Here is a 24,153-nt window from a genome sequence, read left to right as displayed (position 1 = left end):
ACTGCACGCCTTGCTGATTCGCCTGAACCAGTTCGCATCCCTCATTCCATCGAGCGGATCATCATCCCGCCGTCGTCCACGGCCTGCGGGGTCGCGTTGTTGTTCTGCCGGAAGTCGATGAACGCCGACCGCTGGTTGGACGTGTTCAGCAGCTCGGTGAACGTGCCCAGGACGGGAATCGGGCCCTCCGGGGCCGGCACGTCGGCCGTGTAGTCGATGGACGCCTGCTGTTGAAAGTTCGCGCTCTGCAGCGGCCGGGTGTCCGGCGCGGTCAAAGTCTTCATGTCGCCCAGGCCGGAAGATGACGCGTACTCGCTCATGTCGGCCTGCAACACCGCACCGACATCCGTCGCGCCGGCGGGCTTGACCGCGACCCGCAGCTGCGCACTGCCGTCGGCGTTGCTGAGCGCCACCCAATTCGGCCCGCGGTGCCCGAGCGTCCAGCCGGGCGCGGGGACGATCGAGACGCCGTCGGCAACATCGACCGGATCGGCCGAAACGAGCCGCACCGGCGCCGCATGGGTGGTGGGGAAGAGGACGACCGCCGCCGTCACGGCGGTGGCGACGGCCAGGCCGGCGGCTGCCCGCCGCGGGCGTATTGGCTGGGGGGTCGACATGTGTGGCTCCTGCTCAGGCTCTGGGCGAACGGGGGGATTCGCCCGCCGGTTCTAACGATCTCCCCGCAAGCGGGCCGGTGTCCAAGACCGCGGCACTATTTGGTGATAGCTCTCCTCTATCGAAACCGGCTTCGGTGGCGGACCGGTGTGTCAACATGTCTGCGGCCCAACCGACCTTCGACCGAGGGGACCAGACGTGGCGAACCCTGACCGTGCCCGCTCCCGCACCTTCGTCGTGACGGGCGCCGCGTCCGGAATCGGCCTGGCGACCGCGCGGCGCCTACTGGGCGAAGGGGGCACGGTGATCGGCGCCGACCTGACCGCCGCGCCCGACCTGGGGCCGGGGTTCACGTTCGTCGCCGCCGACGTCACCGACGAGGCGGCGATCGCTGCGGTGCTCGCCGCCGTGCCCGACCGCCTGGACGGCGTGCTGCACGCCGCCGGGGTCGCCGGCGGCGGCCCGGTCCACCTGCTCGACAGGGCCGAGTGGGACCGGGTCATCGGGATCAACCTGACCGGCACGTTCCTGGTCGCCAAGGCGGCGCTGGCCCGGATGATCGAGCAACCCCGGGTCGACGGCGAACGGGGTTCGCTGGTGACCGTCGCCAGCGTCGAGGGCCTGGAAGGCACGGCGGGTGGCAGCTCGTACAACGCGGCGAAGGGCGGCGTCGTCCTGCTCACCAAGAACATCGCGCTCGACTACGGACCGAGCGGCATCCGTGCCAACGCCATCTGCCCCGGCTTCATCGAAACGCCGATGGCGCAAAGCGTGTTCGGCCTGCCGGGCATGGAGGGCCCGCTGCACTCCATCACCGAAGAACACGCCCTGCAACGGCTGGGGCAGCCGGAGGAGGTCGCGGCCATGGCGGCGTTCCTGCTGTCGCCCGACGCCTCCTTCGTCAGCGGCCAGGCAATCGCCGTCGACGGCGGCTACACCGCAGGCCGCGATCACGGTGTCGTGAAACTCTTCGGCTTTCCCGAATAGCGCTTTAAGATTCGCGCATGGTCACTCCCGACGAGGCGATCGAGGCGATCCGAGGCACCGGCGGTGCCCAGCCGGGTTGTCGCGCGCTGCACGCCAAAGGCACGCTCTACCGCGGCACGTTCACCGCGACCCCGGACGCGGTCATGCTTTCGCGCGCAAAGCATCTCGACGGCTCGACGGTCCCGGCGCTGATCCGATTCTCCAATGGCGCGGGCAATCCCAAGCAGCGCGACAATGTGCCGGGGATCCGCGGCATGGCGGTGAAGTTCACGCTGCCCGACGGCTCCACCACCGACGTGTCGACGCAGACCGCCCGGCTGTTCGTCTCGAGCACGCCCGACGGATTCGTCGATCTGCTCAAGGCGATGCGGCCCGGCCTGACCACGCCGCTGCGCATGGCCAAATACTTCCTCACCCATCCGCGGCTGCTCGGCGCGCTGCCGGTGGTGCGCGACGCCAACAAGATCCCGGCCAGCTACGCGACCACCGAATACCACGGCTTGCACGCATTCCGCTGGGTCGCCGCCGACGGCAGCGCCAGATTCGTTCGCTACCATCTGGTTCCGGCTGCCGCGCAGAACTACCTGTCCGCGTCGGCCGCCCACGGCGAGGGTGCGGACTTCCTCACCGACGAGCTGAATGCGCGCCTGGACAGCGGGCCGGTGCGGTTCGAATATCGCGTGCAGATCGCCGGTCCCGCCGACTCCACGGTCGACCCGTCCGCGGCATGGCAGAGCACTCAGATCGCGACCGTCGGCACCATCGAGATCACCGGCCTGGAGACCCAACGCGAACACGGCGGCGACATCGTCGTGTTCGACCCGATGCGGGTGACCGACGGCATCGAACCCTCCGACGACCCGGTCCTGCACTTCCGGACGCTCGCGTATTCGGCGTCGGTCAAGCTACGCACCGGCGTCGACCGCGGGGCCGAGGCGCCGCCCGCCTGACCGGGAAACCCCCGCCCGCACTCGCCCGCGGGCCGAAACCGGCGGCAGGCTAAGGTTTTTCTTCAGTGTCGCCTTCCCACATGCTCTTGATCTGTTTGGCCGGGCTCGGCGCGGGCGCCATCAACGCGCTCGTCGGGTCCGGCACCTTGATCACGTTCCCGACTTTGGTCGCCCTCGGCTTCCCGCCGGTCACCGCCACCATGTCGAACGCCATCGGCCTGGTCGCCGGCAGCGTGTCGGGCACCTGGGGCTACCGCGCCGAGTTGCGCGGTCAATGGAATCGCCTGCGCTGGCAGCTGCCCGCCTCGTTGGCCGGCGCGGTGGTGGGCGCCTTCCTGTTGCTGCACCTGCCGGAGAAAGTCTTCGCCGAGGTGGTGCCGGTGCTGCTGGTGCTGGCTTTGGTGCTGGTGGTCGTGGGCCCACGGATCCAGGCGTGGACCGGCCGGCGCGCCGAGGTAGCCGGCCGCTCACCCGAACACATCACCCCCGGCCGCATGGCGGTCCTGGTGCTCGGCACGTTCGCCGTCGGCGTCTACGGCGGCTATTTCACCGCCGCCCAGGGCATCCTGCTGGTCGGGGTGATGGGCGCGCTGCTGCCGGAGTCGGTGCAGCGCATGAACGCCGCCAAGAACCTGCTCACGCTGGTGGTGAATGTGGTTGCCGCCGTGGCCTATACGTGGGTGGCGTTCGACCGGATCAGCTGGCCGGCCGCCGGGCTGATCGCGGCGGGCTCACTGGTCGGCGGACTGATCGGGGCGCGGTACGGGCGGCGGCTGTCGGGCAACGCGCTGCGGGCGACGATCGTGGTGGTCGGCCTGATCGGGCTGTACCGACTGGTCGCCGTGGCGTGACCGAGGCGCGGGCCGCATCGGCTGTGCGTTCACGGCTTTGAGTGTGCGCCCAGGGAGGGCCCGCCCGGCGTGTCGCCGCCCTGGGCGCACGCGCAAGTGAACAGAGGCGCGGCAACCGGTTCAGTCCAGCGTGGCGGCGGCCACCTCGTCGATGACGTCCCTCACCTCGCCGCGCTTGCGCCACGCCCGCCGCTGGCGCATCGCCCCGTTGCCCTGGGCTGCGACGCGGTCGAGTTCGCCCGTGACGCGGTCATATTCGCCGAGCGATTCCAGCGCCGGCCGCACGCGTTGCACGAGGGCGCCCAACTGATCGCGCGCGGACACGGCTCCGCGGCCGTGGACCAGGTCGAGCGTGCGTCCGGCGAGGCCGTCGTGGGCGGCCTTCCAGTAGGCCGCGCGCAGGGCCGCCGGGGGAAGCCGCCCGGGCTGGTCGTCCTCGAGTGCCGTCATCACCGCGGCCCGGACCAGCGTCGCGAGCAACACCGTCTCGGCAACCGTCGCCGGCACGTCGGCGACCCGCACCTCGATCGTCGGGAAATTCTCCGACGGGCGCACGTCCCAATAGACCATCTTGCGGTCCAGGATGACCTCGCTGTCGATCAGCATCCGCACCGTGCGGTCGTAGTCGTCGGGGGAGGGGAAGAAGGGCGGGGGCCCGGCCACCGGCCAGCGTCGCCACAGTACGCTGCGCCAGCTGGCGTAGCCGCTGTCGGCGCTGCGGTAGATCGCCGAATTCGCCGACAGCGCAAGCAATGACGGCAGCCACGGCCGCAGCCAGTTACTGACGTGAATGGCGGCTGCACGATCGGGAACCTGCACGTGCACATGGCAGCCGCAGATGCCTTGCTCGTGGGCGACCATCCCGTACTCGGCGCCGATCCGCCGATAACGCGGGGTGTCGGTGACGGGAAACTCGTGGGGCGTGGCGGGCGGAAGCCCGGCCGCGAGCAGCCGCAGCCCCACCGACTCGGCCGCCTCGGCGGCCGTGCGCCGCAACCGGGACAGTTCCTCGCCGAGTTCCGAGCTGGTCGCCACGACACTGGAGGTGGTCTCCACCTGGCAGCTGCTCAGTTCCAGCTGCAACTCGACGCCCCGGCGTTGGGCCGCGGCGGCCACATCGCCGTTTCGCGGAGCCGGTTCGCCCGTTCGCGGGTCGACGAGGAGAAATTCCTCTTCCGCTCCGAAGGTGGGAGGGACGCTCATCCCGTCGGGGGCGGGCCGATCAGTGGCGGCGCTGCCCCGTCACCAACGGGCCGCGGACGCCAGCGCGGAGTCAGCGGTCGGATAGATGGGCAGCAACGCGGACAGACCGCACGCGTCGACGATGCGGGCGACGATCGGCTCGCGGCTGACCAGGCGCAGCTCGACGCCGCGGTTCTTGCAGCGCTTCGCCTCGTCGGCCAGCACCGCGAAGGCGCAGCAGCCCATGAATTCGAGCCCCGTGACGTCAATGACCAAGGGCCCCGGCGCGGCGACGATGCCGGCGACCTCGCTGATCAGCTGGCGCCAGGTGTGCTCATTGCAGGCGTCGACCTCCCCGCCCGCGTAGATCAGCACCGCCGGTCCGCTGCGATCGGCTGTCGCGCGCAGCGTGCTGTTCGGATCGCCCAACTCATAGACCAGCTTGGTGCTCAGCATGAGGTGGGTAGTTGTCATAGGTTCTGCAATGGCCGAGCTCATCGTGGCCTCCTAATCGACTCGCGTCTCGCGACGCTGCGATGGATGCCCGTCCTGCCGTCTGAAGACAGACTATTCGCGGAGTGCGAATCTCATTTCTATAACAAGACAGGTCGGTCTGTCTACATGTCCTGGCTAAGAGTATGTTGTGCGTTGTTATGACAACTTCCGATGTCGGAACGCCTCCCGCGTCGGCTCGTCAACGCATCTTGACCGCCGCATATGACCTGTTCAGCCGCCGTGGAATCCGTGCTGTCGGCACGGAGGAGGTGATCGAGAGGGCCGGCGTCGCCAAGGCCACGCTGTACCGCCATTTCGCCACCAAAAACGACCTCGTGCTGGCCGTGCTGCAGCGGCGCGAGGAGGTGTGGACCCACGGCCTGATCGAGGAGCAGTCCCGCCAGCGCGCCGACACGCCCGAGGAGCAGTTGCTCGCGATCTTCGACGTCATGCACGACTGGATCCAGCTGCGCGACGGCTACGAGGGCTGCTCGTTCATCAACGTGCTGCTGGAGCTCGGTCCCGACTCCCCGGCCGGGCAGGCCTGCATCGTCCACATCGACCACGTCCGCGACATCGTGCGCCAGCGCGCCGTCGCGGCGGGGCTGATCGACGTCGAGGACTTCGCCTCGTCCTGGCACATCCTGATGAAGGGCGCCATCGTGTTGGCGGCCGTCGGCGACACCGACGCGGCTCTGCGCGCCCGCCGGATGGCGGTCGGTCTGATCGAAGAGCACCGGCCGGTGGTGCCCGGGGATCTCGGCGAGGCGGCCAGCTGAGCCGCTGGGGTCAGGCCGCGGTGTTCTCGGCCTTGCGGTAGTGCTCTTCCTCGAGTTCCGCGATGGCCCGCGAGGTGCGTTCCCGCAGCGCGAAGGCGGCGATCAAGCCGCAGACGATAGCGATGACGAGTGCGATCCAGGAGAACCGCTCCAGCCAGCGCTCGGCGGCCATCCCGGCGAAGTACACCACCGCGGTGGTGCCGCCGGCCCAGCAGATGGCGCCCGAGACGTTGGCCGCCAGGAAGCGCGGGTAGTGCATCTTCAGCGCCCCGGCGAGTGGCCCGGCGAAAATCCGCAAGAGCGCGATGAAGCGGCCGAAGAAAACCGCCCGAACTCCCCAGCGGTTGAACAACTTTTCGGCCAACGCGACGTGTCCGGGACCGAAATGTTTGGGGAACCGCCGGCCCAGGCGGTCGAAGAGCGGCATGCCGAATTTGCGTCCGATCGTGTAACCGATCGAGTCGCCGACCACGGCGCCGATCACCGCGGCGACGCCCACGCCGATCGGGTTGACGGGCAGGTCGTCGTGCGAGGACATCAGGGCCGCGCTGACCAGGATGATCTCGCCGGGAAGGGGGATGCCCAGGCTTTCGAGCCCGACCACACCGCCGACCACCAGGTAGATCGCGAGCGGTGGGATCGCGTGCAGCAAAGCCTCGACGTCCATGCGTCCAGGATGCCTGACCGTCCGGCGATACGCGCCCTAAACCCTCCGGTTCGCGTCGGCCGGCCTGCTCGGCGTGCCGAGGCTCTCCAGCTGTGGGCGCTTGGGCTCCCGACCGTCGGCCGACGACAGGCCGCGCAGCCGGCGCCAGATCCACGGGAAGAAGCTGTCCTGCGTCCAGCGCAGCTGCTCGTACGCGCCGGTGGTGCGCGAGCGGCGCCGGGCGTCGGGAGTTGCGTGGGCCCAATCATGGTTGCTGCCAGGCAGATTCAGTGCCTCGGCGGCCGCCGCGGCGAACAGCATGTGTCCTTTGCTGGAGGCGTGCACCCGGTCGATGGCCCAGGTGTCCAGCTCGCGCATCGACGGCGCGTTGTACAGGTCGACGAGCCCGAACCCGTAGCGGTCGGCGGCCGCCGTGATCGCCGCGTTGATGCGGGCGAGACGGCCCGACACCAGCCGTCCGAGTGGGAGGAATTGCGCGACGTTCGGGAAGGTCGTCGTCACCACCGTGGCCCCGGACCCGGCCAGCGCGGCGTAGACGTGTTCGAGGTCGGCCAGGGCCGGGCCGAACGACCGGCCCGGCTGGATGACGTCGTTCATCCCGGCGCACACCGTGATCAGGTCCGGCTGCATCGCCAGGGCCTGCGGAACCTGCTCGTCCAAGACGTCGGCGATCCGCTTGCCGCGGATCGCCAGGTTGGCGTAATGCAGGCCGGGGTAGTGCGCATCCACCATGGCGGCGAGCCGGTCGGCAAAGCCGAGGAGACCCACGACGTCGTCGCCGTCCCATAAACCCTCGGTCTGGCTGTCCCCGATGGCGACGTAACGGCGATATCCGCAAGGCATAGCCCCGTACACGAAGCCGAGAATAATAGCCATCGCATCCCCGGTGCGGGAAGCGCGGCCACCCACGCGCCCGACGCGGGTCACCGCCCGTCGACTAGCGTCGGTGGGCATGGCGATGCCTTTGAAGGGCAATGCAATTCACGCGGGTCGGCGGGGAAACGTCGCGATCGGTGTTCTCGTCGCCGTGGCCCTGTTCGTGGCGGGGCTGCTGTGGGCGAAGTGGCTGCCTTACGCCGGTAAGGCCGCCACGGCCCGTCGCACCCACCACTGGTCGGGATCGAGCGTTCTCACGGTGGGCGGCGTCCACCCCGGCGATCGACCGGCCTGGCACGCCGCGGCGACCTTCTTCCACGCCTACGTGGCGTCGATCTGGCCGGCGTTGGTGGCCGCGCTGCTGATCAGCGCCTCGGTGCAGGCGTTGCTCCCGCGCCCGTGGCTGCCGCGCGTGCTGAACCGTCGCGCTCCGCTGTCCAGTGCGCTGGCCGGCGGGGTCGCCGGCATGCCGTCGATGATGTGCACGTGTTGCGCCGCCCCGGTCGCCGTCACCCTGCGGCGCAACGGCGTCACACCGGCGGCGGCCATCGCCTACTGGCTGGGGAACCCGCTGCTCAACCCGGCGGTGCTCGTTTTCCTGCTCTTCGTCGCTCCCTGGCAATGGAGCCTGACGCGCGTGGTCGTCGGCATCGCGACGGTGCTCGGGGTCGGGGCCGCGGTGGGATTGCTGTCCCGGCCGGACGGCGGAGTCCCGGCGCCGGCGCGCGCGGCCGCGCCTTCGGCCGACGACGAGAGCGGGGGCAGGCCGCGCCTGTTCGTGCGGGCGCTGCTGTGGTTGGTGCTGTTTTTGCTGCCCGAGTACGCGGTCCTGGTGCTCGTGGTCGGGGCGTTCCGCGGTCTCCTGCTCACGTTGGGGCAACCGGCGCACCGCGGGCTGCTGCTGGGCCTGCTGCTCGTCGTGGTCGTCGCGATCGCCGGCACGCTCATGGTCATCCCGACGGCGGGGGAGATCCCGATCCTGCAAGGGCTGGCCCTGCTGGGCGCGTCGTCGGGGACGATCGGTGCGCTGCTGATCACCCTGCCGGCGGTGAGCGTTCCGGGCGCGGCGATGGTCGCCCGCAGCTTCGGGTGGAAGGCCACCGCGACCGCGACCGGCATCGTTGTCGCTGCGGGAATCCTCGGCGCTGTGGTGCTCAGCTTGCTGTGACTCGCAACCGGCGCGAGTACCTTCACTGTCATGGCGAGAAAGGGCGAGCGGGCCGCCGAAGCCCCGGCCGCCGATTCGCTTGCGCCGCAGTATCCGATCGAGTCGGTCGACAACGCGCTCAAGCTGCTTCTGCTGCTGGGCGAGCAACCCCAGATCCGGTTGAGCGAAGCCACCCGCTACCTGGGCGTGGCGTCGTCCACCGCGCATCGGTTGCTGGCGATGCTGGCCTATCGCGGGTTCGTCCGGCAGGACCCGGTGTCCAGGGCCTACCTGCCCGGCCCGTCGCTGACCGGCGTCGCGTTCGCCATCTTCGGCCGCATCGACATCCAGCGAGCGGCCACCCCGGTCATGCGCAGCCTCGGCGAACAGCTGCGCGAGACGATTCACGTCGGGATGTTGGACGGGGCCAACGTCCGGTTCGTCGCCGCTGTCGAGGGCCCGGCCGCGGTCCGGGTGGCGTCCCGGCTGGGCCGCAGCATGCCGGCGCATTGCACCTCGACGGGCAAGGTCATGCTGGCGCAGCTGCCCGAGGCGGAGTTGCGTCAGCTGCTGCCGCGAGAACGGTTGCAGCGCATCACCTCGTCGTCGATCGGCAGCCGGACCGAACTGGAGGCCGAGCTCGCCGCCATCCGCGAGCGCGGCTACGCCATCAACCGGGAGGAGAGCGAGGAAGGCGTCGCTTCGGTCGCGGTGCCGATACCCACCCGGGCGCCGGGCCTGCGGCTGGCGCTCAATGCCGCCGCACCCCAGAACCGGCTCGACGCCGCCCGCTATGCCACGGTCGCCGCCGCACTTGTCAAGGCGGCCAAGGAGATTGGCGACCAGCTCGGCTGAGTCCGCCTCCGGTTACCGCCGGTGCCCCGGTCGCAGGAACACATCGTCGAGCGTCACCGTGCGCAGCCCGCGGGCTCGGATGATATCGACGAGCTGCCCGTACACATGGGTGGCCGGTGGATGGTTGAGGTGGCCGATCACGATGTTCTGCGGGAGGAACGACTGGTAGGCCATCCGGACGATCTGGTCCTCGGAAACCAGCGCGGAATCCCGTAAGTCGCCGGACCACAAGGTGGTCACCTCATAGCCCAGCCCGGCGGCCACGGCGGCGACCGCGGCGTCGTGATGGCCGTACGGGGGCCGGAAGTACGGGGTGGCGTCAACGCCGTACGTGTTCCGCAGGAACGCGTCGGTGCGAGCGAGTTCGTCGGCGATTTGGGCCTTCGAGAGCCGAGTCAGGTCGGGATGTGTCCACGTGTGATTGGCCAGCTGGATCTGCCCGGAGTCGACCAGGGGTCGAAGCAGGCCCGCGTTGTCGGTCCACGAGTGGTAGGCGCCGGTAACGAAATACGTGAGCCGCACCCCGGTGTCCCGGGCGAATTGCGTGTACAGCCGCACCACGTCGGTGTCGGCGCCGTCGTCGACCGTCCAGGCCAGGAGGTTGCCGTTGCCCGGAAGCCTGTTCAGCACACCGCCACCGGGTAGCGCGACGCGCGATCGAGGGTCCGGCGGGGGCGACAACGGCGCGGGTCCGGCAACATCACCCAGCGCCACGCACTCGTCAGGCCCGCCGGCGGCGACGGCCACCGTCGCGGCCAGCGCGGCCAGGAACCGGCGCCGGTCCAGTTCGGCCACGTCCATACTCCTCGGCCGTCGGCGCCTTTCGGGCACCGCGAAATTCGGGTCAGCTCGCGGGACAGACTAGGTGCACAGGTAGTTGGGTCCGGCCAGGTAAGGCGAGTGTCCGCCGACCGATACGAACCTGTGACGCAAGCTCAGTCAACCGGCAACCACAAACTTGAGTAGTCTTACGGATCCGGCGGGCAGCGCTCTGCCGCAGGCTGTTTGGCATGACCGTTCCCAACAGCATGTCCAAGACCACCGCCGCGTTTTTCGTTCAGGCCGCCGCCGCGTTCGCGATCAGCTTCGTGACCGCGCTGGGCGGGATCTACCTGCTTCCGCTCGACGCGTGGCAGCGAGGCTTCCTCGGCATCACCTTCCTGTTCTTGGTGTCGAGCGCGTTCACCCTGGCCAAGGTGATTCGCGACCAGCAGGAGGCCGCGACGGTGCGGGTGCGCCTTGACGAAGCGCGCATCGAGAGACTGCTGGCCGACTACGACCCGCTCAACGCCGCCGCGAACTGAGTAGTACTACTCAGGCCCGACGCGTAGAACTGCGCGGGCGCGGGCCCGCCCGACCGGCAATGCTTGGTCCATGGCATCCGAGACAGCACTTCACCTAAGTCGTATCGCCTAATCACGTTATCCCGCAACAGCTTTCCCGAAAGGTCCGATAACATCCCATGGCAACTCTCACGAGATTCCCCGGCGTCGCCGAGGTGGCGGCGGCCACTCCCGCCGACCGCGACCGCGTCCTGGACGTCATCCGCATCACGTCGCTGATCGGTGTGGTGCTCGGCCACACCGTGATGGCCATCAGCATCATCAAAAACCACGTGTTGATCTGGGACAACCTGCTGACCACCTCGGCGGTGTTCCAGGCTGCGACCTGGCTCCTGCAGATCATGCCGCTGTTCTTCTTCGCCGGCGCCGCGGCCTGCCTGTCGTCGTGGTCCGCCGGCACGAACTGGGGTGACTGGCTGATGAAACGCTGCACCAGACTGTTCCGGCCGGTGTTCTACTACCTGGCGTTTTGGGTTGTGGTGCTGACGGTGCTGTATCGAGCTCTGCCGCAACACATTTACGAGCCGGTGGCCGGTGTCAGCACGCAGCTGCTGTGGTTCTTGGGGGCCTACGTGCTGGTGCTGGCCGCCATGCCGGTGCTGTACCGCATCACCACCGCGGGGCGTCTCGCCGCCGCTGTGGCCTGCGTCTATGGGACCATCGCGGTGATCGACGCCATCAGGCTGCACTGGCCGGCCATGATGCCCCTGGGTTACCTCAACCTGGCCGTCTGGCTCATCCCCGCCATGTTCGGCATCGCCTACCGTCGCCGGCTGCTCACCGGGCGTGCCGCACTGGCCGTCGCGGCGACCGCGTTCGCCGTCGACGTCGCACTGGTGGCCTGGGGTCCGTATCAGATCAGCATGGTCGGCACCGGTGATCACCGCCTGTCCAACACCAGCCCGCCCTCGCTGCTGCTGGCCGGCCACGCAATCGTCCTGAGCGCGTTGGCGATCGCCGCCGCGCCGGCGATCGCGCGCTGGGCCTGGCGGCCTCGGGTGTGGTGGTGGACGGCGATCGGTAACTCCGGGGCCATGACCCTGTACTTGTGGCACATGCCCGTGCTGCTGGGCGCGCACCTGGTCTTCGACTACCTCGGCTGCCCCCGGTACCCGGGCGCGCGGGACTTCCTCGCCGTCAGCCTCGCGCAACTGCTCATCGTGATCGGCGCCATGGCCGTGCTTTTCGTCGCGTTGCGCCCGCTGGAGAACAACCCGCTGCCGGGCTGGGACGGCGCCCCGACGGTGACGGGGCCCGGTCGGGGAGCGGCCGTCGGCAGCCTGTTGTGTGTTGCGGGCGTGGCGATCCTGGCCGCCATCAGGTGGGGACTCAAGGACGACGGCCTGGTGTGCATGGCGGTGATGGTCACCGCGTTGGTCGGCGCCCGCGTCATGGCCACCGCACCGGCGAAGCGCCTCACCGCGGCGCGCAGGTAGCTCGATGATTCCACGACCCGCGGCGCGGTCGGTCGGCTGCGCCGCGGGTCACGGCTCCTCGTCGAGGCCGTGCTCGATGGCGTAGCGCGCCAACTCCACCCGATTGGCGACCTGAAGTTTGCGAAAGGTCGCCTGCACGTGATTCTCCACGGTGCGGTGGCTCAGTGACAGCTTCTGAGCGATCTGTTTGGCGGACAAGCCCTTTGCCACGTAGCGCAGCACCTCGGTTTCGCGTTCGGTGAGGCTCGGCCGGGCGGGACCGTCGTCCTTGCTCTGTGCCATGCGGCGGTATTCGCCCAGCACCAACCCGGCCAGGCTCGGGGTGAACACGGCGCGGCCCTCGGCCGTGGCCGTCACGGCTTGCGCCAGTTCGGATTTGGATGCGCTCTTGACCAGATAGCCGATCGCGCCGGCTTTGACGGCTTCCAACACGTCGTCGCGCTCGTCGGACGCCGAGAGCACCAGTACCCGAGACGAGGGGGAGACCGCGAGCACTGCCGCGGTCGCCTGCGTCCCGTCGCCGTCGGGCAGTTGCATATCCATCACCACCACGTCGGGCTTGACCACGGCCGCGCGGCGCCGCGCCGCGGCGACGCTGTCGGCGGTGGCGACCACGGTGAACCCGTCGTCGGCCAGGTCGCGGGCGACCGCGTCGCGCCAGATGGGATGGTCGTCAACGACCATCACCGTCGTGGGGGTCTCATCGGTCATGGAACGCCTCTCCGCGTGGCACGCACAATTCCCACTCGGCGCCTTCGCCGGGTTCGCTGCGCAGGTGGGCGCTGCCGCCCAGCGAAGCCAGCCGCCCGACGATCGACTGGGAGATGCCCAGGCGGCCCTGCCTGACCGCCTCCTCGAGCCGGCCGGCGGCGATTCCGACGCCGTCGTCGCGGATGCTCACGAGGACGGAATCGCCGAGGTCTTCGACGAGCACGAAGGCGTGGGCGCCGGGTCCGGCGTGCGCGCCCACGTTGTCCAAAGCGTTGCCCACCGCGGCGTCGAGCTCGGTGCCCACCCGGCGGCCCAGGGGCACCGGTGCCGGGGGCAGGCTGAGGGACACTCGGTCGGATTCCCTGCACCGCAGCAGGGTGCGCAGGTCGACGGTGGCCCCGTCGGCGTCGTGGTCGGCGTCCGTGCTGGCCAGCCATCGCCGCAGCGCGCGTTCCTGCTCGCTGGCCAGGTCGGCGAGTTCTGCTGTGGCGCCACCGATTTCGTGGCCCCTCTTGGCCACCAGCGCCAGCACCTGGATGGCTCCGTCATGGACCTGGCGGGACAGGCGTTCCCGTTCTTGCACCGCGGCCGTCAACCGGGCCGCCCGTTGAAGCTCATCGTGGGCGCGGCGCGCGGTTTGGGCGGCCATGCCGATCGCCATGCCGATCGCAAGCTCGATGATGGCGGTCGCGTTATGCCCCAGGTTGAGGGCGAAATAGTTCTTGACCGTGAAATTGGTGGCCATCACCACCAGGCCCGTGAGCATGCCGCCGGCGGGGCCGAACTGGATGGCCGCCGAGATGGTGGGGTTGCTGGCCCACAGCGTCGTCGGCCAGGTCTGATTGTCAGCCGCCCAGTGTGGGTCGGTCACGAGGGGATTCGACGACATGAGCAGCACGACGATCACGATCTCGGCGAGCACCCATGCCGGTCGGCGGCCCAAGCCGCGCAGGTAAGCCACCGCGCAGGCCGCGCTCCAGCCGATGAGCACCGCGAACAGCACCCAGCCCAGCGCGGGGCGGCGCAGATCCGGGTTGATGGCGATTTGGAACCCGGTCGCGTAGACGCAGCTCAGCAGCCGGAACACCTGCGCCGCACGCCACAACGGCGTGGTGGGATCAAGGCTGTTTTTCGCCATCGTGGCCAGCATAAATGTGGGGCCCGATGACGGTCGGGAAGATCGGCGCGTCGTTAACCTCAGCAGGCCGGTAATCGAGCCACTTCATGACGCCAGGCGGCCTCCGCGGTGAAAGACGACCCCAGGTCCGGCAGGTCGTCCCAGTCCGCGTCGTCGATATCGCGCAGGGCGCCGCCGGTGGCTCTCACCCGCAACGACATTCGGGCCAGCGCGTCGAGGCTGATCGCCTGCAGCACCGCCTCCTGCACCGTGGCGGCGGCGCTGGTGATCCCGTGCCCGCGGCAGATCACGACCGGCCGGCCGCGCATGGCGGCCACCATCTCCTTGCCCAGCGCCGGGGTGCGGATCAGCACGGCGCGCTCGTAGACGGGCACGCCGCCGCGCGCGAGCCACGCGCCGGGAATGTCGAATGCCCCGTAGATCGGGCGGATCGCGATGCCGGCCAGGTCGGCGGCGACGACTGCGGGTGGGTGCAGATGCGCGACGGCGCGGTGCCCCGGATCGGCCAGCATGGTCTCCACGTGGATCGGCAGCTCGTTGGGCACGCGATAGCCGCCGAGTTCACCTTCGGCGCCGGCGCCGCCGTCGAAGGTGATCAGCCGAATGTCGCTGGGCCGGGTGAACGCCACCCCGGTGTCGGCGTCGCTTCGACAGCGGATGAGCAGCCGCTCGTCGTCCACTCGCAGGCTCAGGTGGCCGAGGATGCCGTCGACCAGGCCGCGGGCGGCGGCCACCCGGCAGCCCTGTGCCACCAGCGCGCGTTGCTCGTCGAGGGGGGTCAATGCGGTGCGCCCAGCCCGAATCCGCCGTCGGGGCGGACGGTTTCGCCGGTGATGCCGCGGGCGCGGTCGGAGGCCAGGAACACGAAGCTCCACGCGTGGTCCTCGCCGGACAGGGCGACGTTCAGCGGCGTGCGCGCGGCCAACTCCTGCGCCCGGTCCGGGGTGTCGTCGAGGCGGACGCCGTCCAGTCCCAGGCTGGCGAGCCCGCGCAGATCGGTGCCGAGCGTGCCGCCCGGCGCCACCCCGTTGACCCGGATCCGCGGCGCCAGCTCATGAGCCAGGGCGGCCACCAAGCCGCGGACGGCGAACTTCGACGACACGTACAGGGCACCGCCGCGCCCGGGGTAGAACGACGACGCGGACTCGGTCAGGACGATCGAGGGTCCCGCCCCGGCCCGCAACCGGGGGAGGGCGGCCTTGACGGACTGCAGGTGGCTCAGCACGTTGGTGTGGAACGTCTCGTCGAACGCGTCGGGAAGGGCATCGGCGTCGATGTCGGCGATGCCCCGGTAAAAGTCGAAGATTCCGACGCAGTTGACCAGCGTGTCCAGCCCGCCGAAGGCGTCCACGGCGGCGTCGACCGCTCGTTCGTTGGCGTCGCGAGTGATCGCGTCGCCCTCGACGACCGGAACGCCGGGCAACTGCCGGCTCAGGGCCGCGCACTTGCGCTGATCACGTTCCAGCGCGGCAACTTTCGCGCCCTCGGCGAGAAATGCGTCGATCACCGCCCGGCCGATGCCCGATCCGGCGCCGACGACCAGGGCGCGCTTACCCTCAAGCCAGCCGGTCATCGCCCTCCCCGGCCTCATCGGGCAGCAGCGGCGCGTGGGAATTGCCCACCATCGCGGCCAGGGTGCGGCCGTTCTGCCAAGTCAGGGCCTCGACCTCGAGGGCGTCCAGGGTGATCCATTGCCCGGACCGCGGCGCGCTGATCAGCAACCGCGAGCCGTTTCGGGTGTCGACCCGGCGCACCACCACCTCGGTGAATTCGTTTGCCACGACAAGGGGTTCGCCGACCGCCCCGTCCAGCAGCCGCTGCAGTTCGTCATTCACAGGAACACCGCCAGATTCTGCATCCGTAACACCGACTCGTCGGCGATGATATTGCGCCGGGCCAGCTTCAGTGTCCTTTCGGGACCGCCGCACCAGCGCAGCAGGTCCTGGCGGCCGCACGACAACAAGGCGCTTTCGTTCACGTCGCCCCGGCTGCGGAACAGCAGCTCGGCCGATTCGACCACCAGATGCGCCGGGTCGTCGGCCTCGAACGTGCGCACGTTGGTGATGAAATGACGTAGCCGCGACGGCGGATCCTCGGCCCAGGCATGCTCGGTGCCCATCCGCGCGACCCGCTGACTCAGCGAGTATTTGTCCTCGTCGAAATGCGCCATGCCGGGCCCCCGTGCCGGTGCTGCGTCGAACCCCGCGCCGCGCGCGGTGGTCACCCGCACGGGCATCACGTAGCGGACGTCGTCGGTCAGCGTCTCGAGCCACGCCTCGTACTGCTGGGCGTCCAGCAGGTAGGCCTCCTCCACCAGGAACTGGTGCGCCTGCAAGTGCCGAACATCGTTGAACGGCAATGGCTTTCTCACGAGCCGTTTCCCTGCAGGTAGTCGGCCCACATGTTGAGCAGCGCGCGCTGGTTGTATTCGTTGTAGCCGACCTGCGCGCGGCCCGGCCCGTGGAACGCGTCGGCGGCCAGCGGTTCGACGACGGGGCTGCCGTCGGACAAAAGGCCCATCCGGCTGTTCAGCAACAGCCGACGGGCCATCGAACCGCCGGCCGTGGTGGTCAGCGACACCCAATTTTCCACGTCGTCCTGCTCGAACATGCCGGTCGAACCGAAGCACATCAGATAGGCCTTGTACGAATCCTGTTTGTACTGAGGGGGAGCCGCCGAGTCCACCGCGAACCACGAACACACCTCGGTTTCGTGCTCGCTGACCGGCTGCCACAGCCGGATCGAAATGAACGGCAGCGTTTCGTCGTCGTGGCCGTCGCGCACCTTGGGCCAGTTGTGCACGAAGCTCAGGTTCGGGAAACAGGTGGCGGCCGAGATCATGAACCCGTCCTCGCCGACCAGTCGCTGTTGTCGCGGCGTCCACACGCCTTTGATTCGGCCGATCATGTCGTCGGGATAGCCGACGTAGCGCATCCGCTCCTCGAAGCCGCCCGGCGGAAGTTTGTAGGTGGTGCCGCCGCCCCGGTGCGCCCAGTAGGTCGCGCCGTCCTTGCGCTTCTGCGCTTTCGGCTCGCGGAACAGGCCGATGTCCACGATCGAGGCGTGGGTGTGCGGCGTGTGGTACATGTCGCCGGCGAAATTCTCGGCGCCGATCTTCCAGTTCGCCTTGATGCGCCAGCGCTGCGGCCCCCGCACTTCCACGCCGCCGGCGCTCTGCTTGGTGTAGAAGTCCAGATAGAACTTGAAGTCGCCGAGGAAGTCCTCGAGCGGTTCGGCCCCTGGGTCCAAGTTGATGAACAGCAGGCCGTTGTAACTCGCGAAGTTCGGTGCGGGGAGCAGGGTCTGGGAGCTTCGGGCGAACCCGTCCTCGCCGCCGTACGCCTCCCGGTGGAACGGCAGACCGGTGAGCTTGCCGTCGTTGCGGTAGGTCCAGCCGTGGTACGGGCAGCGGAAGTTGGAGGCGTTGCCCATCTCCGCGCGACACACCTGCATGCCGCGATGCAGGCACATATTGAATAGGGCGCGCACATCGCCGGAGGAGTCGCGGGTGATGATGAAGGAATCGTCGAGGACCCGGCGCACCACGTAGTCGCCGTCCTGCGGGATCTCGGACTCGTGCGCCACGAACGTCCACGCCCGTGAAAACAGCCGCTCCTTCTCCAGCGCGAACAGATCGGCGTCGTTGTAGATGTGGGCCGGAATCATCCCCTCGCGGACGCCGGCGAACACGGTCTCGAGGCCGGCGCAGGCGTCGCGATGGACTGTCACGGTAACCCCCGGCCGACGCTTCGATTATCTGATAGACAGAGAAATGTTCCGCTCTCAAGAATCCCGCATCGACCCGCCGTCGGTCAATCGCCCGATTAGCGGGCGCGATCCGCGGCCAGGCGTTTACCAGAATGCTTTCTGGTAACTCACAGGCGGCGAACAATCACGTCGCCGGGCGCCCGGGCTACGGTGGTCACGTCAGCTCCACCGCGCATGTGAGCGTGCGGTAATCAACGGGTAAACGGTTGGATTTTGCGTGCGTTACCTTAATTTGGCGACGCATCTGAGGAAGGGCTGGTGCAATGGCTGATCGGTCACTGGACGGTCGATTGCAGAAACTCGGATCGCGCGTGGTGGCGGCCATCGGGCGTCAAGAGTGGCTGGATCGCCCGAGCTATCGGTTCGAACACCTGCTGAGCTTCGCCTTCAACGGCCTGGGCGGCGCCCGCGACAGCGTCACCAATGCGCTCCACGGGGTATGGCTCGGCCACCCGGTTCACCCGCCGCTGGCGTCGCTGACGAGCGGCGCGCTGGGTACCACCGTCGCGCTGGACGCCCTGAGCCTGCTTCCGGGCCGGCCCGCCACGGAAGTCCGCGACGCGTCGAGGTTCGCGTCCCGCGCGCTCGGGTTGGGGATCCTGGCCAGCATCGGGTCGGCCGTCACCGGTGTCACCGATTGGCAGCACACCCACGAATCCGATCGCCGGGTCGGTGCCGTGCACGGCGTGGTGAACTTGGTGGCCACCGGGCTGTATGCGCGGTCGTGGTGGGATCGCCGGCGGGGTCGGCACGGCCGCGGGATCGCCCTCACCGCATTGGGTTACGGCATCACCGTCGCCGGCAGCTACCTCGGCGGGGCGCTGGTGTTCGAGTCCGGCATCGGGATCGACCAGTCGGGCGCGCGGCTGCGCAAAGCGGAATGGACGCCGGTGCTGCCGGCGAGCTCGCTGAACGGAAAACCGGTGCGGGTCGAGGTCGACGGGGTGGGCCTGGTGGTGTGCCAGACCAGGCCCGGGGAGGTTGCGGCGTTCGGCGAGTTGTGTCCGCACCTGGCGGCCCCCATGGCCGACGGCTGGATCGACCGTGGCCGGCTCGTATGTCCTTGGCACGGTTCATGGTTCGCGGCCGAATCGGGCGACGTTCTGCGTGGACCGGCGGCGGCCCCGCTGCCGTGCTATGAGGCGAGGTTGGTCAACGGAATGGTCGAAGTTCGCGGCGAACCCGGGCCCGGGCTCGGTGCCGCGGTGGGAAGCGGAGAAGGGAGACCGCAGTGAACGCCTACGACGTGCTGAAAGAACACCACATCGTCATCAAGGGCCTCGGCCGCAAGGTCAGCGAGGCCCCGGTGAACAGCGAAGAGCGGCATGCCCTTTTCGACGACATGCTGATCGAGCTCGACATCCACTTCCGCATCGAGGACGACCTGTACTACCCGGCCCTCAAGGACGCCACCAAGCTGATCGCCGTCGCCCACGCCGAGCACCGTCAAGTGGTCGACCAGCTCTCGGTGCTGCTGAGAACGCCGCAGAGCGCGCCGGGCTACGAGGACGAATGGAACTCTTTCAAGACGGTGCTTGAGGCCCACGCCGACGAGGAGGAGCGCGACATGATTCCGGCACCTCCCGAGGTCAAGATCACCGACGCCGAGCTCGAGGAGTTGGGCAACAAGATGGCGGCGAAAATGGAGCAATACCGCGGGTCCGCGCTCTACAAGATGCGCACCAAGGGGCGGGCGGCGCTGGTGCGCTCACTCTAACTCCGGCGCCGCCGCCGATTTCCGCGGTGTGCGGGGCCATGGAGAGTAGCGTCACGGCTCATGAAGCCCGAGTGTCTCGCGTCTCAGGGTGACATTACGGCCGAGATCGCCGCCATCGCAGCCGAATACCGCGGGCCGGAAGCTCAGCCCCGCCTCGACTACCCGCCGTACCGCGGCACCGCACTGCGGCATCCCAAACAAGCCCTGGTGCCGGTCGATCCCGAGGGGGTCGAACTATGGGCGCCATGCTTCGGCCACCAGGACGTCGACGCGGTCGACGCCGACCTGACGGCCGGGCATCCTGGCGAACCCCTGGGCGAACGCGTCATCGTGGCCGGGCGTGTGGTCGACGGGTCCGGCAGACCGGCGGCCGGCCAGCTGATCGAGATCTGGCAGGCCAACGCCGGCGGCCGCTACCGTCATCAGCGCGACCAGCATCCGGCCCCGCTCGACCCCAACTTCACCGGCGCGGGCCGGTGCCTGACCGGCCCGGACGGCTCCTACCGCTTCCTGACCGTCAAGCCGGGCCCGTATCCGTGGCGCAATCACCACAACGCCTGGCGCCCCGCACACATCCACTTCTCGGTGTTCGGGACCGCGTTCGGCCAGCGCCTGGTCACCCAGATGTACTTCCCGGGCGACCCGCTGTTCGACCTGGACCCGATCTTCCAGTCGGTCCTCGACCCCGCCGCGCGCCGACGGCTGATCGCCCGCTACGACCACGACCTCACCGAGCCGGAATATGCCACCGGATATCGGTGGGACATCGTGCTGACGGGCGGCGGCCGCACGCCCGTCGAGGGCCGCCATGACTGAATGTGCTTGCACCCCAGGGCAGACGGTGGGCCCCTTCCTGGGCCTCGGGTTGCCCTATCCCGGTGGCGGCGCGCTGGTCGGCGACCGGCACGCGCACGCGGTCCGGCTGCACGGCGCGGTGTACGACGGCGCAGGCGACGGCGTGCCCGACGCCCTGGTCGAGCTGTGGCAGCCCGACGGCGCCGGGCGCGTCCCGCGGCAGGCCGGTTCGCTGCGCCGCCGGCAAGACGACCACGGCGCGTTCACGGGCTGGGGCCGGTGCGCGACCGACGCCGGCGGCCGGTATGCCTTCACCACGGTGGCGCCCGGTCCCACCGCCCCCGGGCGGCCGCCGTTCTTCGCCCTCACCGTGTTCGCGCGCGGACTGCTGGACCGATTGTTCACCCGCGCCTACCTGCCCGACGGCGACCTCGGCGCCGACCCGCTGCTGGCGGGTCTGGGTGCCGATCGTCGCGCCACCCTGCTGTGCGTCCCCGAAAGCGATTGCCGGGATTACCGTTTCGACATCCACCTGCAGGGTCCGCTCGAGACCGTCTTCCTGGCGTACCGAGACGGTGGGCGATGACCAACCTGTTGTGGCCCGGCGACCACCGCGCCCGAGACCACATGACGGATCGGGCCCTGCTGGAATCGATGGCCGCGGTGGAAGCCGCCTGGCTGGACGCCCTCGTCGCCGAACGCCTGGCCCCGCCCGAGTGCGCGGGGGCGGACCTGCCAATGCTGTTGACCGCCAACGATTGCGAATCCGTGGCGGTTGCCGCCGAGGACGGCGGCAACCCCGTCATCGGGCTCGTCGGCCTGCTGCGGCAGCGTGCCGCGCCGAAAGTCGCGCCGTGGATCCATCGCGGTCTCACCAGCCAGGACGTCCTGGACACCGCCCTGATGCTCGGCGTGCGCGAGGCCGTGGGGGAGCTCGCCGCACAGCTCAGAGGTCAGGTCTCGACGCTGTCCGAACTCGCCACCCTGCACCGCTTGACGCCCATGGTCGCGCGCACCCTGACCCAGCACGCGGCGCCCACGACGTTCGGGGCGAAGGCGGCCGGCTGGCTGAACGGCGTCGTCGATGCCTTCGAGGCGCTGTCCGCACTGGTCATCCCCATCCAGATCGGCGGGGCCGCAGGCACATTGGCCGCCAGCACCGAGCTGGCAGCGCTGCTTACCGACTCCGCCGACCCCGCCGCGGTGTCCGCAAGCCTGGCGCGCAGCACCGCAACGGCTTTGGGATTGGCCATCCGAATGCCGTGGCACACGGCGCGGGCGCCGGTCACCGCGGCCGCCGATGCCTTCGTCGGCTGCACCGACTCCTGGGGGCGGATCGCCTCGGACGTCGTCACCCTGGCCCGCCCAGAAATCGGCGAACTGACCGAATCCGGCGGCGAGAACCGCGGGGGCTCCTCGTCGATGCCGCACAAGCGAAATCCCGTGCTGTCCATCCTGATCCGACGGACCGCCCTGTCCGCACCGCCGTTGGCGTCGACCCTGCACACCGCGGCGGCGCTGGCCAACGACGAGCGACCCGACGGCGCCTGGCACGCCGAATGGGACACGCTGCGCACGTTGGCCCGGCGGGCCGTCGCCGCCGGCTCCCAATGCGGCGAGTTGCTGGCCGGACTGACCGTGCACGCCGACCGGATGTCCGAAAACCTCGACCACGCAGACGTTTTCGGGGAGCAAGAGGCGATCGCCGAACTGGCGGGGAAACCACCGTCGCCCGCTTATTTCGGCGCAGTGGACCGGCTGATCGACGAGAGCCTGGACCGGGCCCGGCGGGCGCTCGGTCAGCGCTGATAGATGCTGGCCAGCCAGATGTGCAGCAGCGTGTCGACCGCCCGGTCCTCGGGCATCGCCTCGTCCTCGGCGGTGAACGTCGCGGCCATCACCCGCTCACTCAACATGTTGAGGGCGAGCGAGAGCTGCTCGGCCGGGACGGTGTCGGGGGCGGCGCCCCGGCCGCGCTCGGCCTTGATGGCGGCCGTGGTCAGCGAGATCCACCTCTGCATGAGCGTGGACCACAACTGCCGGACCTCGGGGTTGGTGGCCTTCGCCGAGGCGCCCGCCACGGCGACCGCCGGGTGAGAGCCCGATACCTCGAAGAACGCCTCGATGCGCGCCCGCCACAGCTCCGCGGGATCACCGGACGAGATTCCCCCGAGCGACCGGAGGGCCGCCTGCGCCTTTCCGTTCATCTGGTCCAGCAGCGACAGCAACACCGCGTTCTTCGATCGGAAATAGAAGTAGAAGGTGGGACGCGAAATCCCGGCGCCTTTTGCTAGGTCGTCCACGGAGAAATCGGCGAGCGGACGTTCCTGCAGCAGCCGCTCCGCGGTGGCCAGTATCGCCTGTTCGCGGTCGTCACCTGAGTGCGGCGACGACCGGCGGCCCCGCGAGGCATGCAGGTACTTGGTCTGTGTCGGGAGGTTGGACACGCCCGCTACTGTTGGGCACCCCGATATACGCGAACGAAACTGTTGATTAAGCCCAGCAATAATGTCGATTAAGTTCGACGTTTTCTTCGCGGGCGTCCGCGCATTTGCTGGCCCTTTCATCGCCGTGGGGGGCCCAAGGCCGGGCCGACGAACTGCCCCGCGATTCGGGACTTCCGCCCCTACTGCCGCCCCGGCGCGCAATGGTCGCATCGGGTGATGACGAAGAACGACGACGCCACCAAGGCGTGCCGCATCGACGTGCTGGTCGAAGAGCGCGACGAGAAGACCCGGGCCAAGGCGCGACTGTCCTGGCAAGGCAAGACGTTGGTCGGCGTCGGCCTGGCGCGACTCGACCCGGCCGACGAGCCCGTGGCCACGATCGGCGACGAGCTCGCGATCGCCCGCGCGCTCTCCGACCTGGCGAACCAGCTGTTCGCCGCGACATCGACCGACATCCAAGCCAGCACGCACGAGCCCGTCACGGGCCTGCATCACTGACCGGGAGACACCATGAGACAACGACCCGATCTCCCGGCTGCCCTCGACGTCCAGGTGACGACGCGCGGTCAGCTGCCCGGGGCCGACGAGTACGCGCGGACGAAGATCGGCGAGCTCGGCCACCTGACCCACGAACCGGTGCTGTACGCCCACGTCAAGTTGAGCGAGCACGGTGACCCCGCGGTGGCCCGCCGGGTGATCGCCCAGGCCAACCTCGATGTCAACGGCCGGCCGGTGCGCGCGCAGGTCGAAGGCGTCACCGCGCGGGAAGCGATCGACCGACTCGAGGCGCGGCTGCGCCGCCAGCTCGAGCGCGCCGCCGAACACTGGGAAGCCAAGCGCGGTGGCATGCCACGGGGCGGCTCGCACGAATGGCGGCACGAGACCGAGCCGACGCACCGACCGAAGTACTTCCCGCGGCCGGACAGCGAACGCCGAATCATGCGGCACAAGTCCTACAGCCTGCCCGCCTGCACGGTGGAGGAGGCCGCGCTGGAGATGGAGCAGCTCGACTACGACTTCCACCTGTTCACGGAGAAGGCCACGCGGCAGGACAGCGTGCTATACCGCGAGGGTCCGGCCGAATACCGCCTGGCACAGATCAATCCGGTGACCGCGGACGATTTGGCGCCGTTCCGGTTGCCGCTGACCATCAGCCCCCAGCCGGCCCCGCGCCTGGATATCGATCAGGCCATCGAGCGGATGGGGTTGCTCGGCCTGCCGTTCCTGTTCTTCGTTGACACCGCCCGCGACCGTGGCAACGTGCTGTATCACCGCTACGACGGACACTACGGGCTCATCACACCGGCGACGTGAAACACCAAGAGACCAACTGAATCCGCGGCGGTCCCGGCATCCCCCCGTCCGGGACCGCCGCCCCAAACTTCGCTCTACCG

At 69.2% G+C, this 24,153-nt stretch carries 29 protein-coding genes; 15 read left to right on the top strand and 14 right to left on the bottom strand.

Annotated features, from left to right (window positions below):
* Positions 1 to 41 precede the first annotated feature (41 nt).
* Entirely contained in the window at positions 42 to 617 is a 576-nt protein-coding gene (locus tag A5691_RS03180; protein WP_068014933.1) for a hypothetical protein, read from the bottom strand.
* Between the two features lie 196 nt (positions 618 to 813).
* Between A5691_RS03180 and A5691_RS03175 the strand changes: the two genes are divergently transcribed.
* The 3 genes from A5691_RS03175 (at position 814) to A5691_RS03165 (ending at position 3,403) form a co-directional block, all read left to right on the top strand.
* The gene (locus A5691_RS03175) at positions 814 to 1,602 is read left to right on the top strand and encodes an SDR family NAD(P)-dependent oxidoreductase (RefSeq protein WP_068014930.1); all 789 of its coding nucleotides are present in this window, start codon (positions 814 to 816) and stop codon (positions 1,600 to 1,602) included.
* A 17-nt stretch (positions 1,603 to 1,619) separates the two neighbouring features.
* Positions 1,620 to 2,552, top strand: coding sequence for a catalase family peroxidase (locus A5691_RS03170; RefSeq protein WP_067751606.1), 933 nt, complete (start codon positions 1,620 to 1,622; stop codon positions 2,550 to 2,552).
* 65 nt (positions 2,553 to 2,617) lie between these two features.
* Complete coding sequence (locus tag A5691_RS03165; RefSeq protein ID WP_082950108.1) at positions 2,618 to 3,403, top strand: sulfite exporter TauE/SafE family protein; 786 nt, start codon at positions 2,618 to 2,620, stop codon at positions 3,401 to 3,403.
* 120 nt (positions 3,404 to 3,523) lie between these two features.
* Here the strand turns inward: A5691_RS03165 and A5691_RS03160 are convergent, their stop codons facing one another.
* Positions 3,524 to 4,606, bottom strand: a complete 1,083-nt coding sequence (locus A5691_RS03160) for a glutamate--cysteine ligase (RefSeq protein ID WP_068014926.1) — start codon at positions 4,604 to 4,606, stop codon at positions 3,524 to 3,526.
* 39 nt (positions 4,607 to 4,645) lie between these two features.
* Complete coding sequence (locus tag A5691_RS03155) at positions 4,646 to 5,083, bottom strand: anti-sigma factor antagonist (protein ID WP_067751614.1); 438 nt, start codon at positions 5,081 to 5,083, stop codon at positions 4,646 to 4,648.
* A gap of 155 nt (positions 5,084 to 5,238) precedes the next feature.
* Between A5691_RS03155 and A5691_RS03150 the strand changes: the two genes are divergently transcribed.
* Positions 5,239 to 5,859: a TetR/AcrR family transcriptional regulator gene (locus A5691_RS03150; RefSeq protein WP_067751617.1), complete on the top strand. Its 621-nt coding sequence runs from the start codon at positions 5,239 to 5,241 to the stop codon at positions 5,857 to 5,859.
* Positions 5,860 to 5,869: 10 nt separating this feature from the next.
* On the opposite strand, the gene A5691_RS03145 is transcribed toward A5691_RS03150, so the two are convergent.
* Positions 5,870 to 6,526, bottom strand: a complete 657-nt coding sequence (locus A5691_RS03145) for a DedA family protein (protein ID WP_067751620.1) — start codon at positions 6,524 to 6,526, stop codon at positions 5,870 to 5,872.
* A 36-nt stretch (positions 6,527 to 6,562) separates the two neighbouring features.
* Positions 6,563 to 7,402, bottom strand: a complete 840-nt coding sequence (locus A5691_RS03140; protein ID WP_369807403.1) for an SGNH/GDSL hydrolase family protein — start codon at positions 7,400 to 7,402, stop codon at positions 6,563 to 6,565.
* A 76-nt stretch (positions 7,403 to 7,478) separates the two neighbouring features.
* On the opposite strand from A5691_RS03140, the gene A5691_RS03135 reads away from it, so the two are divergent.
* Both A5691_RS03135 and A5691_RS03130 read left to right on the top strand, forming a co-directional pair.
* The gene (locus A5691_RS03135; protein WP_067751626.1) at positions 7,479 to 8,570 is read left to right on the top strand and encodes a permease; all 1,092 of its coding nucleotides are present in this window, start codon (positions 7,479 to 7,481) and stop codon (positions 8,568 to 8,570) included.
* 30 nt (positions 8,571 to 8,600) lie between these two features.
* Positions 8,601 to 9,404, top strand: coding sequence for an IclR family transcriptional regulator (locus A5691_RS03130; protein WP_067751629.1), 804 nt, complete (start codon positions 8,601 to 8,603; stop codon positions 9,402 to 9,404).
* Positions 9,405 to 9,416: 12 nt separating this feature from the next.
* Here A5691_RS03130 and A5691_RS03125 read toward each other — a convergent pair whose 3' ends face one another.
* Positions 9,417 to 10,190 (bottom strand): polysaccharide deacetylase family protein, encoded by a 774-nt coding sequence (locus A5691_RS03125; RefSeq protein ID WP_082950112.1) that lies wholly within the window; start codon positions 10,188 to 10,190, stop codon positions 9,417 to 9,419.
* Positions 10,191 to 10,414: 224 nt separating this feature from the next.
* Between A5691_RS03125 and A5691_RS03120 the strand changes: the two genes are divergently transcribed.
* Together A5691_RS03120 and A5691_RS03115 are read left to right on the top strand one after the other, a co-directional pair.
* Complete coding sequence (locus tag A5691_RS03120; RefSeq protein ID WP_067751635.1) at positions 10,415 to 10,708, top strand: YiaA/YiaB family inner membrane protein; 294 nt, start codon at positions 10,415 to 10,417, stop codon at positions 10,706 to 10,708.
* Positions 10,709 to 10,866: 158 nt separating this feature from the next.
* Positions 10,867 to 12,183: an acyltransferase gene (locus A5691_RS03115; protein WP_068014923.1), complete on the top strand. Its 1,317-nt coding sequence runs from the start codon at positions 10,867 to 10,869 to the stop codon at positions 12,181 to 12,183.
* A gap of 48 nt (positions 12,184 to 12,231) precedes the next feature.
* Here A5691_RS03115 and A5691_RS03110 read toward each other — a convergent pair whose 3' ends face one another.
* From A5691_RS03110 to A5691_RS03080, 7 genes are read right to left on the bottom strand one after another with little or no spacing between them, the layout of a single operon-like run.
* Entirely contained in the window at positions 12,232 to 12,894 is a 663-nt protein-coding gene (locus A5691_RS03110) for a response regulator transcription factor (RefSeq protein WP_068014920.1), read from the bottom strand.
* A complete protein-coding gene (gene macS / locus A5691_RS03105) occupies positions 12,884 to 14,044 on the bottom strand; it encodes a MacS family sensor histidine kinase (RefSeq protein WP_068014916.1) in 1,161 nt (386 codons plus the stop codon). Before macS ends, A5691_RS03110 begins: the two co-directional genes overlap by 11 nt.
* 47 nt (positions 14,045 to 14,091) lie before the next feature.
* On the bottom strand, positions 14,092 to 14,814 hold the full coding sequence (locus A5691_RS03100) for a class II aldolase/adducin family protein (protein WP_082950105.1): 723 nt from the start codon (positions 14,812 to 14,814) through the stop codon (positions 14,092 to 14,094).
* Complete coding sequence (gene hcaB, locus A5691_RS03095) at positions 14,811 to 15,605, bottom strand: 3-(cis-5,6-dihydroxycyclohexa-1,3-dien-1-yl)propanoate dehydrogenase (protein WP_067779281.1); 795 nt, start codon at positions 15,603 to 15,605, stop codon at positions 14,811 to 14,813. Before hcaB ends, A5691_RS03100 begins: the two co-directional genes overlap by 4 nt.
* Positions 15,589 to 15,867 carry a dihydrodiol dehydrogenase gene (locus A5691_RS03090; protein ID WP_067751649.1) on the bottom strand — a complete coding sequence of 93 codons (279 nt, stop codon included), beginning with the start codon at positions 15,865 to 15,867 and terminating at the stop codon, positions 15,589 to 15,591. The genes hcaB and A5691_RS03090 overlap by 17 nt, the downstream gene beginning before the upstream one ends.
* On the bottom strand, positions 15,864 to 16,403 hold the full coding sequence (locus A5691_RS03085; RefSeq protein WP_067751652.1) for a 3-phenylpropionate/cinnamic acid dioxygenase subunit beta: 540 nt from the start codon (positions 16,401 to 16,403) through the stop codon (positions 15,864 to 15,866). The genes A5691_RS03090 and A5691_RS03085 overlap by 4 nt, the downstream gene beginning before the upstream one ends.
* Entirely contained in the window at positions 16,400 to 17,698 is a 1,299-nt protein-coding gene (locus tag A5691_RS03080) for a Rieske 2Fe-2S domain-containing protein (protein WP_068019277.1), read from the bottom strand. The genes A5691_RS03085 and A5691_RS03080 overlap by 4 nt, the downstream gene beginning before the upstream one ends.
* A gap of 365 nt (positions 17,699 to 18,063) precedes the next feature.
* Between A5691_RS03080 and A5691_RS03075 the strand changes: the two genes are divergently transcribed.
* Genes A5691_RS03075 through A5691_RS03055 form a run of 5 tightly spaced genes read left to right on the top strand, consistent with a single transcriptional unit; the run spans position 18,064 to position 22,121 of the window.
* Positions 18,064 to 19,035: a Rieske 2Fe-2S domain-containing protein gene (locus A5691_RS03075; protein ID WP_067751656.1), complete on the top strand. Its 972-nt coding sequence runs from the start codon at positions 18,064 to 18,066 to the stop codon at positions 19,033 to 19,035.
* Entirely contained in the window at positions 19,032 to 19,517 is a 486-nt protein-coding gene (locus A5691_RS03070) for a hemerythrin domain-containing protein (RefSeq protein WP_066950130.1), read from the top strand. Before A5691_RS03075 ends, A5691_RS03070 begins: the two co-directional genes overlap by 4 nt.
* A gap of 60 nt (positions 19,518 to 19,577) precedes the next feature.
* A complete protein-coding gene (pcaH, locus tag A5691_RS03065; RefSeq protein ID WP_067780578.1) occupies positions 19,578 to 20,333 on the top strand; it encodes a protocatechuate 3,4-dioxygenase subunit beta in 756 nt (251 codons plus the stop codon).
* On the top strand, positions 20,326 to 20,898 hold the full coding sequence (gene pcaG / locus A5691_RS03060) for a protocatechuate 3,4-dioxygenase subunit alpha (protein ID WP_068019272.1): 573 nt from the start codon (positions 20,326 to 20,328) through the stop codon (positions 20,896 to 20,898). The genes pcaH and pcaG overlap by 8 nt, the downstream gene beginning before the upstream one ends.
* The gene (locus A5691_RS03055) at positions 20,895 to 22,121 is read left to right on the top strand and encodes a lyase family protein (RefSeq protein ID WP_068019275.1); all 1,227 of its coding nucleotides are present in this window, start codon (positions 20,895 to 20,897) and stop codon (positions 22,119 to 22,121) included. Before pcaG ends, A5691_RS03055 begins: the two co-directional genes overlap by 4 nt.
* Here A5691_RS03055 and A5691_RS03050 read toward each other — a convergent pair.
* Positions 22,112 to 22,759, bottom strand: coding sequence for a TetR/AcrR family transcriptional regulator (locus tag A5691_RS03050; protein ID WP_067751668.1), 648 nt, complete (start codon positions 22,757 to 22,759; stop codon positions 22,112 to 22,114). The two genes, A5691_RS03055 and A5691_RS03050, sit on opposite strands and share 10 nt — an antisense overlap.
* 216 nt (positions 22,760 to 22,975) lie before the next feature.
* On the opposite strand from A5691_RS03050, the gene A5691_RS03045 reads away from it, so the two are divergent.
* On the top strand, positions 22,976 to 23,257 hold the full coding sequence (locus tag A5691_RS03045; RefSeq protein ID WP_067751671.1) for a DUF1876 domain-containing protein: 282 nt from the start codon (positions 22,976 to 22,978) through the stop codon (positions 23,255 to 23,257).
* Between the two features lie 12 nt (positions 23,258 to 23,269).
* Positions 23,270 to 24,073 (top strand): HPF/RaiA family ribosome-associated protein, encoded by an 804-nt coding sequence (locus A5691_RS03040; RefSeq protein ID WP_068018748.1) that lies wholly within the window; start codon positions 23,270 to 23,272, stop codon positions 24,071 to 24,073.
* Positions 24,074 to 24,153: the final 80 nt, after the last annotated feature.

Source organism: Mycobacterium sp. E183, assembly GCF_001667735.1.
In the GTDB taxonomy this organism is placed as follows: domain Bacteria; phylum Actinomycetota; class Actinomycetes; order Mycobacteriales; family Mycobacteriaceae; genus Mycobacterium.
This window is presented reverse-complemented; position numbering and strand designations above follow the sequence as displayed.